Source organism: Pyrinomonas sp. (assembly GCF_040289685.1).
GTDB lineage: Bacteria > Acidobacteriota > Blastocatellia > Pyrinomonadales > Pyrinomonadaceae > Pyrinomonas.
In genome coordinates, this window is the sequence record NZ_PSLQ01000004.1 from 84433 (window position 1) to 95654 (window position 11222).

The 11222-nt window shown below is 59.1% G+C and carries 9 protein-coding genes and 1 tRNA gene; 3 read left to right on the top strand and 7 right to left on the bottom strand.

The annotated features are described in order from the left end of the window. Window positions 1-271: 271 nt before the first annotated feature. The 7 genes from C4334_RS02205 to rpsO all read right to left on the bottom strand — a co-directional run bounded on the left by C4334_RS02205 (window position 272) and on the right by rpsO (window position 7252). Window positions 272-856 (bottom strand): TlpA family protein disulfide reductase, encoded by a 585-nt coding sequence (locus C4334_RS02205; RefSeq protein WP_352430445.1) that lies wholly within the window; start codon window positions 854-856, stop codon window positions 272-274. Window positions 857-871: 15 nt separating this feature from the next. Then, window positions 872-1471, bottom strand: coding sequence for a thioredoxin family protein (locus C4334_RS02210; RefSeq protein WP_352430446.1), 600 nt, complete (start codon window positions 1469-1471; stop codon window positions 872-874). 449 nt (window positions 1472-1920) lie between these two features. Continuing rightward, on the bottom strand, window positions 1921-2091 hold the full coding sequence (locus C4334_RS02215) for a hypothetical protein (protein ID WP_352430447.1): 171 nt from the start codon (window positions 2089-2091) through the stop codon (window positions 1921-1923). A gap of 176 nt (window positions 2092-2267) precedes the next feature. Further along, a complete protein-coding gene (locus C4334_RS02220) occupies window positions 2268-3278 on the bottom strand; it encodes an OmpA family protein (RefSeq protein ID WP_352430448.1) in 1011 nt (336 codons plus the stop codon). Window positions 3279-3340: 62 nt separating this feature from the next. After that, complete coding sequence (locus C4334_RS02225) at window positions 3341-3841, bottom strand: PEP-CTERM sorting domain-containing protein (RefSeq protein WP_352430449.1); 501 nt, start codon at window positions 3839-3841, stop codon at window positions 3341-3343. A 726-nt stretch (window positions 3842-4567) separates the two neighbouring features. Beyond that, entirely contained in the window at window positions 4568-6700 is a 2133-nt protein-coding gene (gene pnp / locus C4334_RS02230) for a polyribonucleotide nucleotidyltransferase (protein ID WP_352430450.1), read from the bottom strand. Between the two features lie 282 nt (window positions 6701-6982). After that, entirely contained in the window at window positions 6983-7252 is a 270-nt protein-coding gene (gene rpsO, locus C4334_RS02235) for a 30S ribosomal protein S15 (RefSeq protein ID WP_352430451.1), read from the bottom strand. 457 nt (window positions 7253-7709) lie between these two features. Between rpsO and C4334_RS02240 the strand changes: the two genes are divergently transcribed. From C4334_RS02240 to C4334_RS02250, 3 genes are all read left to right on the top strand, one after another. Then, a complete protein-coding gene (locus C4334_RS02240; protein ID WP_352430452.1) occupies window positions 7710-8942 on the top strand; it encodes an NAD(P)/FAD-dependent oxidoreductase in 1233 nt (410 codons plus the stop codon). Between the two features lie 706 nt (window positions 8943-9648). Beyond that, window positions 9649-10218 carry a PEP-CTERM sorting domain-containing protein gene (locus C4334_RS02245; protein WP_352430453.1) on the top strand — a complete coding sequence of 190 codons (570 nt, stop codon included), beginning with the start codon at window positions 9649-9651 and terminating at the stop codon, window positions 10216-10218. Window positions 10219-11023: 805 nt separating this feature from the next. Beyond that, window positions 11024-11099: transfer RNA gene (locus C4334_RS02250), tRNA-Ala, on the top strand. The last annotated feature ends 123 nt before the right edge of the window (window positions 11100-11222 follow it).

The following is an 11222-nucleotide window of genomic DNA, read 5'->3' on the forward strand; positions in this document are numbered from 1 at the left end:
TAAACAGGGGCTCGACCGTTCGTCGTTCAACGCCAGCGTGTTGCCCCCGAAAGACAGCGGGACAAGTAAACTGCGAAACTTGGTCTCGACCGTTTGTCGCTCGGATGTCCCGATTGGTTCGAACGGATCGCCCTTTGCGGCGTCAATGCCAGAAAGCGTGCAGCGATTTCGCCGCGCGATCTTCGCTGCTTCAAGCCGCGGATGGCGACCTCGCAAAGCGCAACGACGGGAGCGGGCGGATTTCGCTTTGTGTTCTCGACGACGAATCGTATCAGCGCTTGAGCGTTCGTTCGATGGCGGCGCGCAGTTCGGCGGGGTTGATGCGTCCGAAATGCTTGTAAACGATACGTCCGCTTTCATCGAAGAGGAAGGTGGCTGGCAAAGCGCCGCTCCATTCTGGATCGACGGCGGTGATCGCCGTTTCTGGGTCGGCGACATTGAGCAAGTATGTCGGCATGGTGGCACGCATTTCGCGCAAGAACTGCGGCACGGCGCGCTCTATCTCCGCTGCGTCATCGAGCGAAACGGTGATGAATTCGAGGCCGTGCGAACGATAATCGCGGTCAATGGCGACCAAGTCGGGGAATTCATCGCGACACGGTTCGCACCACGTGGCCCAAAAGTTAATGAGCAACGGGCGCTTCACCGCGAGGAGTTGGCGAAGTCCATCGGCGCCAATTTGAGTCACTTTGGCCGCCGCTGCGCCGTCGCCTTTGGCGTCGTTCCTTTCAACGGCAGTTTTGCCGGGTGAAGCTTGTGGTGTTTGCGATGAGCTGCTTTCGGAGGATGTAGTGCATCCTCCGAAAGCGGTGATCGACAGAGCGAAAGCGATGGTGATGGTCAGCAGATGTTTCATGATTCAAGTGAGAGCTTACGAAGCTCGCTTGATCGAGCAGCCGAAAGCGCGCGCTTCCGCTTTGGCGACAGGGCGTCCGGCCAAGACGGCTTCAATAGCGTCGCGCAAGTCATGTGATTGCACTTTGGCTTCATCCTGCGCGTTGTCTATGCGTCCATGATAAACGAGCTTGCCGCTGGCATCGAAGAGAAAGGCTTCGGGCGTCACTTGTGCGCCGAGCATGTCGGCCAGTTTGTTGCCATCGTCCTTGAGGATGGTGAACTTCAAATTGTGCTCGGTGGCGTGGCGTTTCACTTCGTCAGCCGGTTCGGTCACGTTCGAGTTGATGCCCACTACGGCGATGCCGCGCGCGCCGTATTCTTCGGCGATCTTGGCCATGCGCGCGTTATAAGCGTTCGAGACCGGGCAGCGAGTGGCGATGAAGAGCAGCAGCGTACCGTTTTTGCCGCGAAGCGAGCCGAGCGAGCGCGCCCGTCCGTTTAGATCAACGAGCTTGGCTTCGGGCATGCGATCGCCGAGCTTGATGCCGCCCATCTTCGCTCCGCTGTTCTGCCAAGCGACAGCGACGCCACAGAGCGCAACCAAAAGAAGCGCAAAAGCACCTTTCTTCCTCATCTGTCGAGACTCCTTCCAAAAGTTTCGGCGGAATTTGCCCCAAGATTAACAGCAATGCTGAGCGCGCTGCAAGGGATGAAAGGCCCTTTCTGCCTGGACCGGGTCCAAAAACATATCGACGCAACGGTTGGCGCGCGACGCTGCCTTTCGCTCGATCTTGTCGGCTTGGTTTCAACGTATTTGATGATTACGCGAAGCGCAGTGAGACGAAGAGTTTGAATGGCCGGAATGCGATTCCGGCGAAGGGTCGGCAAATCAACTCAACTGTTAAGGGGCGTGGAAGCGCGGAGTCCAGCGCGGTGAAGTGCACCCAACTGTTGAGGGGCAAGAACAAGGGCTTCTTGCCCCTCGCACTATCTTTGGCTATGTGCTTTATGCTCTTTCTGGTGAAGGCGAGAACGCCGTTTCTTGCCTGTTGCAGAAGCCGTTTGGGGGAGAGCGGGTAAGGCTTACTTGCCTCCGCTTCCGGGCGTTTGGATGTTGACATCGACTTTGGACGGCACGCTCCGTCCACCGAACAAGCCACCTTTGATGACGAAGAAAGCGACGAGCAGTAAGATCACGATGATCGCGATGATCGCGACTATGCCGACGCTTCCCGAGCTTTCACCCTCTGCCATTGTAAACCTAGAACCCCCTTTGTTCGATTTCGACCAACGACGTCCGCGAAAGACGCCGTGCTTTGTTACCACGCGCCAGCGCGCTCGTCAAGGGTCACTTTGACCGCTATCGTGTGTAACGTTCGATTTGTAGGCAGACTTCGCAGCTATTGCTCGTCCGAGAGTCACGTTAATCGCTATCGCGCGCGGCGTGGACGGCGCGCAGGCTGTACCTCTTCGGGGCGCACGGTCGGCGTCGGTTGCGGCGGCGTCGCTCCTGCTGGCACGAGCCACAGCTCGTAAGCGTTGCGCTCGCGGTATCCGCCGTTGACCGTCACGATGCGGTTCGGGTCGATGCCGCGCACGCCGATCAAGTAATCGCGCGCGCGCGCCGCCAAGCGATCGGCCTCACCGGACCGGCTCGTGCGCCCGGCATAGACGATGACGAAGCCACGCGCGCCCGGCATGTTCTGTAGCTCAATGGCGAAATTATCCAGTCGCGCTTTGTCGTCGTCGTATGAGATGGACGGAAATTCGTCGAAACGCTGCGGCACAATGGGCGGCGGGGCTTGCTTGAGGACGCGCGTCGCCGCATTTGCCTGCTGACGGCAACGCGGATCATCGGTCCCATCAGCGACCATGAGCACCGCTACCACCCTTTGCTGGCCCAGTCCGGTCGAGTCAACCGTGATCGTTGACGTGCCCGCGCCGCTGATGATGCGCGCTGAAGATGGGCTGACGGTCCACGTGTAATTCAACTGCCGCTCGCCCTCGTAAGCGACGTTGGCCGTAAACGTAATGAGATCGCCTTCGTTGACGAATCCAGGTGCCGAAACGCGCACTGGAAAAGGACATGGCGAGCGCGGAATGGCGATGGTGCGCGGACGATACTGCAGCTTGACGCACTCGCGTTTGCCCGCGATCACGTTGAAGTCGCGAACCCAACGCACGCCGTTGGGGAAGCGTATCTCCAGCGTGTGTTTGCCCGGCGGAAGGTCGAGAAAGCGGACGGCGACGCTCGTCTCGCCTGCCGGATTGCCGTCGATCAGAAGCGGATAACCGCCCGGCTCGGTCGATAACTCGATGCGTCCGTAGTTCGGTTTGCCGTTCTGTGTGGCCGCACGAGCCGACGCCTCGCCTCGTGCGAGCACGACGAGAGCCAACAGCGCGATGACCGCGCAAGCCATTTTCGCGTTCACAAGGTTCATCTCTTTCCGTAGCCAGCGGCGATGTTGACGCATTCCGGCACGGCTTTTCGCGTCCACAAGGTTCATCTCTTGCCCCCCTGCGCTTCCTCTCTCTTGAGGGCGTGTGCCCGGCAGCGCGTGCTTAAAGCCACGAGACCGCTGCCCAGCAGGAGCAGCGACAAAGGCTCAGGGATTGGCGTCGTTGGCGGAATGGGCGTCGCTGTCGGCGTCGGGTTGGAGATCGATGGGATGAGGAGACTTAAAGATTTACCTCCGTTGCCGAGAAAGACCAGCGGAACGGCGGCCAGTGCAAGCAGCGGCCACTTTGGAAACCCTCCGCCAATGGTCGGCACGGCGATCTCGCCGCAATCGCAAATGGTGCCGGTCACTTCGCCGAGTTCGATCATCTCGACTTTGCCGCTTTGCGACGGCGTGCCCGTGATCGAACCGCCAGAACTTTGCGCGGCGGTTGTCGTCTGTTCTTGTGAAGATTGCGTGCGAGTGCCAATGGGGGGAGCGTAAGTCTCGCCGGATTGTGGCAGCGTGCGCAAGCTCAAGTCTACCTCTTGTCCGCCGTTTGTCATTACCGGAACGACGTCAGCATACCTAACCGGTCCGGCCTGTGCAGATAGGAGAAGACTAAGCGTTAGGATGATAGGGCAAATATATTTCACAGCGAGGATCTCCTTACGTCGTTCCCTACGAAGCGTTGCTTCTTCGAAGTGATATTCTCGCTCTGGGCGAAGAGGACGCTCCTAAAGCTAAGGGGACGGACAGCGCCATATCGCCTGCGAAGCGCACAACAGAACCTCTGATAAAGGACTCGTCGGGGGAAGCCCTTTTGATCGCCGCTCTCGCTGTGCACTAGTTGATAGATGCGAAATAGCGCGATATTTCCAGAAGAGAACAGGCCTTGATACAAGAAGTTTTAAAGAAATAGGTCTGTGTTAAAAGCGTTTGTTCAAAGAAGGGGGTGGCTTTCACTGAACCGGCAACGGTTTAGAAGCGACAAAACGATCGTGGCTGAAGTCAGCGTGGCGGTTTGAACTCCCTTCGGTTAGGGGGGCTTGTCAGATGTGCTGGGCGTAACGCCCGCCACCATCTCAGCGCGACATTTCCTCGGTTGGTCGCGGGGCGCGCACTGCGACTCAGGGTCAATGCAGCGAAGAGCCTTGAACGAAGAATAGGTTCGCCTTCGAGCCGCGAGTTCCAGCAAGACGGCGACTTTGAGCCGATCAGTCCCTGAAAGGGAAAAAGGTTCGCCTCGGGAGCGAACCTTTCGTTGGCATCCGGGGCCGATGGGGCAGCGTTTACTTGCCCTTGCCTCCGGCTTCAGTTCGTTGGCGCTCTTCGCGCAGCACAGCCTTGCGCGAGAGTTTGATCTTGTTGCCCTCTTTGCCGATGCATTTGACCATGATCTGCTGCCCTTCGCGCAGTTCATCGCGCACGTTGCGCACGCGGTGGGCAGCGATCTCGGAGATGTGAAGCAGCCCTTCGACGCCGGGGAAGATCTCAACGAAAGCCCCGAAATCGGCGATGCGCGTCACTGTTCCCAAGTATGTCTGGCCCACTTCGGCTTCCGCCGTCAACCCGCGAATCCTTTCCACTGCGGCTTGTGCTGCGGCGCTGTTGGAGGTCGCAATCGAGACGGTGCCGTCGTCCTCGATATCGATCTTCGCGCCGGTCTCTTCGACGAGCGCGCGGATGATCTTGCCGCCCGGTCCGATGACGTCGCGGATGCGATCGGGATTGATCTTGATCTGGATGATGCGTGGCGCGTAAGGCGAGATGCCGGGGCGCGGCTCGGCGATCGTTTTCTCCATGATGGAGAGGATGTGAAGGCGGCCGCGTTTGGCTTGTTCGAGCGCTTCGGCCATGATCTGCGCGTTGATTCCGGCGATCTTGATATCCATCTGCAACGCCGTAATGCCATCTTTGGTGCCGGCCACTTTGAAGTCCATATCGCCGTAGTGGTCTTCGGCCCCGGCGATATCGGAGAGGATGGCGTACTTATTGCCTTCCATCACGAGGCCCATCGCCACGCCAGCGACGGCCGTTTTGATCGGCACGCCGGCATCCATGAGCGCGAGGCTTCCGCCGCAGACCGAAGCCATCGAGCTCGATCCGTTCGACTCGGTGATGTCCGAGACGACGCGAATCGTGTAGGGAAAATCGGCTTCGTCCGGCAGCACGGCTTCCAGCGCGCGGCGGGCCAGCGCGCCGTGCCCGATCTCGCGCCGCCCAGGACTGCCGAAGCGTCCGACCTCGCCGACGGCGTAAGGCGGAAAGTTATAGTTGAGCATGAAGCGGCGGCGGACCTCGCCGAGTTCGAGGTCATCGAGAAACTGTTCGTCCTCTTTGGTGCCGAGCGTAGCGGTGACGATCGCTTGCGTTTCGCCGCGCGTAAAGAGCGCGCTGCCGTGCACGCGCGGGAGCCAACCGACTTCGCACGTGATCGGGCGGATTTCGGAGAAGCGTCGTCCGTCGGGGCGTCGGCGGTGGTTCAAGATGTCGTCGCGGAAGATCTTCTCTTTCAAGTAGTCGAAGACGCGCTTGGCCATGGCGCGCTGTTCGAGTTGATCTTCCGGGTAGGATTCGACGATCTCGCGTTTGAGCTGGTCCACTGCGGCGTAAGAGGCGAGTTTGCCTTGTTGCGACGTATCGAGCGCTGCGCGGAGCCGGTCGGTGTATTCGCCTTCGATGCGACGGAGCATCTCCTCATCGAGCGGTTCCGGTTCGACCGGGCGCTTTTCGATCTCAAGATGCTTGTAAAGCTCTTTTTGCCAGCGACAGAGGCGATTGATCTCTTTGTGGGCGAGCATGAGGGCTTCGATCATGATCTCTTCGGAGACCTCGCGGGCTCCGGCTTCGACCATGACGATGGCCTCTTCGGTCCCAGCGACGACGAGGTTGAGTCGCGAATGGCGAATCTCCTCGTAGGTCGGATTGATGACGTAACGCCCGTCGAGCAAGCCGACGCGCACCCCGGCGATCGGATTGTGGAAGGGGATGTCGGAAAAGTATAGCGCGCACGAGGCGCCCGTGATCGCGATCACGTCCGGGTCATTCTCCGGGTCGGCGGAGATGACCGAAGCGGCCACTTGCGTTTCGTTTCGGTAGCCTTCGGCAAAGAGCGGGCGGCACGGGCGGTCGATCAGGCGCGAGGTCAAGATCTCCTTCTCCGTTGGGCGCCCTTCACGTCGGAAGTAGTTGCCGGGGATGCGTCCGGCGGCGTAATTGTGTTCGCGGTACTCGACCGTTAGGGGGAAGAAGTCAATGCCTTCGCGCGGCTCGCGCGCGCCGACGGCGGTCACCAACACCATCGTATCACCGTAGCGGATGATCACCGCGCCGTCGGCCTGTTTGGCGACCCGTCCCGTTTCAACGGTCAAATCGCGGTCGCCGACGCGGATCGTTTCTTTCAAATACTTCTTTGTCGTCATAACCCATGTCTCCTTCGGAAAAGAGCATCTGTCTCTTTCCGGAAATTCGGTCCTGCGTGCATTTCCCGAAGAGCGGCGAGCTTCGCCACGAAGCTCACGTGGTGTGAGCGTCGGATAGATCAAAGGGCGACGAGAGCTTCGGTTGAAAAGCTCGCGCCGCCCGATTGTGCCGACATCGCGCCGCGTCGCGCAGCATGGCAAAAAGGGGCTGCGCGCAAAAAGGGCGCGGATGTATCACCGAGATAAAGCTGTGCTTCGTCTATCGCTTCGCCGTGCGCCTTGTCAGCGACGCAGGCCGAGCCGGTTGATGAGATCGTGATAGCTTTCAATATCCGTACGCCTAAGGTAATCCAACAGACTGCGACGCTGTGAGACCATTTTGAGCAGCCCGCGCCGCGAATGGTTGTCCTTTTTGTGAACCTTGAAGTGTTCGGTCAACTCGTTGATCCGCTCCGTCAAAAGCGCGATCTGAACTTGGGGTGAACCCGTGTCGTTTTCGTGTGTGCGAAACTGCTGAACGATTCGTTCCTTGACTTCCTTCGTCAACGCCACCGCTTGAAATGGTCCTCCTCTTCCGCAGTCCTCCTGAACTTCTTCAGGAAACCGCTAAGTTCAACTTACAAAGCGATTACAATTTAACACGTGCTTCGGCATGCTGTCCAGCATGGGGCGGATCGTTCTTGCACGACGGCTGAAGCTTTGGGCGTTGCGGATGGAGATCGGCTCATCGGCGAATCTTGTCCTGCATCTGGTTCGCGCAGTTTTCGGGCGCGCTTAGAGTGACTTTCGCTTTCGAGACGCGCAAACGCTTCGTCATAACTTGCGCCCGTGCTCCGAAGCGCTAGGAGCCACTTTCAAGATGCGCCCAGCTTTGCTGACAGAAGTGCATTAGGTGCCGCCGCATCTGCTCTGCTAATATCCAAGCCGGAGTTCAAAGCGTCGTTCGTCGAAGACGCCCATTGGGGACGAACGATCGCGGGGAGAACGAGATTTTCTGGCGAGGTGAAGCATGAGCGACGCGCGCATCGTCATTGTTGGCGGCGGTTTCGGCGGCTTGTTCACGACACTTGGCCTCGGCGGCGTCGGCCATGCGACGTTGATCAGCCAAGAGGATCATTTCCTCTTCACGCCGTTGCTTTACGAGTACTTGAGCGGTGAAGTCGAGGCGTGGCATATCGCGCCACGGTACAAAGAACTGCTCGAAGCGGACGTGCGCTTCGTTCAAGGGCGCGTGACCGGGGTGGATCTGTCGGCGCAGGAAGTGGCCGTCGAGGGGCGCGCGCGGCGCATCGCGTATGACGTGCTGGTGCTTGCCACGGGCGGCGTTACCAACTACGCGGGCGTCGAGGGCGCAGCAGAGCACGCGCTCCCCTTTCGCAAACTGGCTGACGCTGATCGCTTGCGCATGCTGATGATCGACGTGCTCGATCGCGTTCCGCCCGATGCGGCGCCGCAAGATGTGCGCCGGGCAACGACTTTCATCGTCGTCGGAGCCGGGGCGAGCGGGGTCGAACTCTCGACCAAAATGGCCGATCTCCTCCGCGATGCTTTCAGGCGACGCGGCTTGCAAGGCGCGCCGCGAGTGATCGTGGTCGAGATGAGCGATCGCGTGGTTCCGACGATGGATGATGAGATCAGGCGACACGTCGAGGAGGCTCTGCGCTCTTCGGGCGTCGAAGTGCATACGCAGACCACCGTCCGGCGCGTCGCGCCCGGCCGCGTCGTCGTCGAACACAAAGGCCAGCAGCAAGAGATCGAGGTAGCCGCGGCCATTTGGACCGGTGGTGTGCGCCCTAACCCTCTGGTCGAAAGTCTCGACGTCGAAAAGAATAGAAACGGGTTGATCGTCGTCGAACCAACGCTTCAAGTGCGTCATCACGCCAACGTCTTCGCGCTCGGCGACATCGCCCTCTGCACCACCGTTGATAGTCCGCGGTTGGTCGGAACGGCGCAGCTCGCTTACCAGCAGGCCGGATTGGTCGCCGCGAACGTGCGCGCGCTGATTGAGCGACGCCCGCTCGAAACGCGCCGCTTCCATGAGCTCGGCGAAGCTGTCAGTTTGGGAACCGAACGCGCTGCCGTGCTTACGAGTGGGCTCGTCGTTGATGGGGCGCTCGGACGCCAAGCGCGCTTTGCGCTTTACACGTCGCGCTTGCCGACCTGGCATCACCGACTGAAGGTCGGTGCCAGTTGGTTCTTCGAAGGCACCGCGCCGCGCCCTTTGAGCCTCGAACGTTACTGAAACGCCCCTTTTCGAAGGGGTTTAGGTTGAGCGTCTTGCGCCATGAACTGAGACGACACGCGCCGTCGAGCTTTGTGCTCGCTTCTTGATCCTCCCTTCTTGCTGGGCTTTGCGTTCGGTGTGAGAGCGAGGGTGGTCGACCGCCGTCTTGTTGACAAGGTTTTACACCGCCTTGTTAACAAGATTTTACATCCTTTCATCAGATTGCGGCGGCGCGGAGACCCCGGCTTTAGCCGTGGGGAGGATGTCAAGCGCGGTTGTACTGCGTTGAAGCGGTTGCGCTCCCTTATAAAAAACGTGAGGTTTCTGGAAATCGCTTTGAATTCCACTTTTACATTTGGTGCGAGGAGGTTGGAAAAGCTCCGACGAGCTGATTGAAAAAAGAAGAGGCTATTGCGGACTGCAGGGTGCGGCCTGCCATCCCAACACCGAGTTTCGCTCCCTCTTTCTCGCCGACCTGAAGGTTGTTTGCCCTACGATGCGCTCAAAGAAGCGGCTTTGGAGTCCGATCTCGCCATCGGACTGAAGCCTCACACCCTGACTTTGTGAGCGTCGCCGCATGGCGACCCTGAAAGGAGGTCCGATCAACATGAGGTCCGTTTTCTCACGGAGAACGCTCACGTTCTCTCTTGCCCCCTTGTTTGTTCTCGTTTTCGCTTCGTTGGCCGGGGCCGATCCCCTTACGTGTAACCTTGGGGGATCGTCGTTGACCGCTCCTCCGGTGACGGTCAGCGGCTTCTTTACGATCACGGCCAGCGAATCAAGCGGGAATACAACCTTCACCATCTCTTCGGCTTCGAGTGGGCCGACGGCGCCGCCCGCAGGATCGTTCATCTCGAAAATCGCCTTCAGCGTCTCCGGGACGCCGAGCAATGCGACCAAGACCACGGGCAACGGCGGAATCATCAACACTTCCGCCGCTGGAGGAACCACTTTCGATTTCTCAAGCTTGGTCGTCAATATCGGCACAAACAATCAGTCGCTTTCGCCTTTCAGTGGGTTCGACGTGCTCATTTCGCTCCCGACTTCCAATCCGGCCCGTCTTTCCGCTGGCGAATCGATCACGTTCACGGTGGTCGGCCTGACGGGAGTCAATTTCGATCTGGCGAACGCGAGCGGACAGACCGTGATCGCGCACATCCAAGGGCTACCCCAGGGGCAGAGCGCCAAGGTGACTTGCTTGCCGACGGCCGTTCCGGAGCCAGGCACGATTTTGCTTTTGGGATCGGGGCTAGCAGGGCTGGGTGCCGGATTGCGTCGTCGGCTGCGGAGATGACCTCAGGCCACATCTTGGCGTCGCGGCGGTTGCTTTCTTTGCAGCGAGGAGGCACTCGGGTAGCGATGGAAAAGCCTTTTGTTTCGTTGCACTTACCTCTTCCGAGAGAAGCTGCACCTGAAGGCGTTGGCGCGAGAGTGGCGCTGACGCTCGCGCTTTTCTGAAAACTGGGTGCCATTCGCCTTTTCTTCTGGGTATCCGGAAGGAGAACAAGGCGGTCTAAAGCGCAGCGGCAGGCTGGACGGGGGATTTCAAACTCTGATGAGCCCACCTTAGAGCCGCTCTGGAAGACCGTCTCGCTTTCGCGGTAAGCTGCTTCGGTCAAGGCAGCTTAGCTCTGTTGGCGTCTCAACCGACGAGCGATTCGTTTGGGCAGATTGCGTCGGCGAGGGTTCCTTTTTCGGACGCTCCGGTCTGAACGGATCGCTGGGACGAAAAGAGGCCGCAGGCTTCCGGAAAGTTTTGCCAACCAGCAAAACCACTGTCCGAAAAAGCGCATTCCTCCCGTTGGGAAAGATTTTCAAGGCTGCGCATCCGAGAGGAGGCGCAGCCATTTTTCCATTTCTCTCGCTGAATGTGCAGCTACTACGTTCTTTGGCAACGGGCCGATGCTCAGGAACCGAGCGGGTGAGAAAAAGTCGCAGCATAAAGCTTGCGCGTAGCGGTCCAGTGCCCTTGCGCGAACACGAACTTGTTTCACGCACACCGTTTTTCGCTTGTGCGTAACGGTCCAAGCCGCAGTGATCTCGCTCGACGTTAACTTGACTTCGCGGTCGAGACGGGTAAAATTGAGTTCGTTGCACGTGGGGCAGTAGCTCAGCTGGGAGAGCGCCGCGTTCGCAATGCGGAGGTCAGGGGTTCGATCCCCCTCTGCTCCACCAACTTTCCCCGTACTCCTCCCATCTTCTCTGCCTAGGTTGAAAAAACGCCTTTCGTTTGAAACGAGGAAGAGACACTCGCTCCCGTCGAGCGCTGTGGCTACCTGCGGTTAAAAAAGTTCTTAA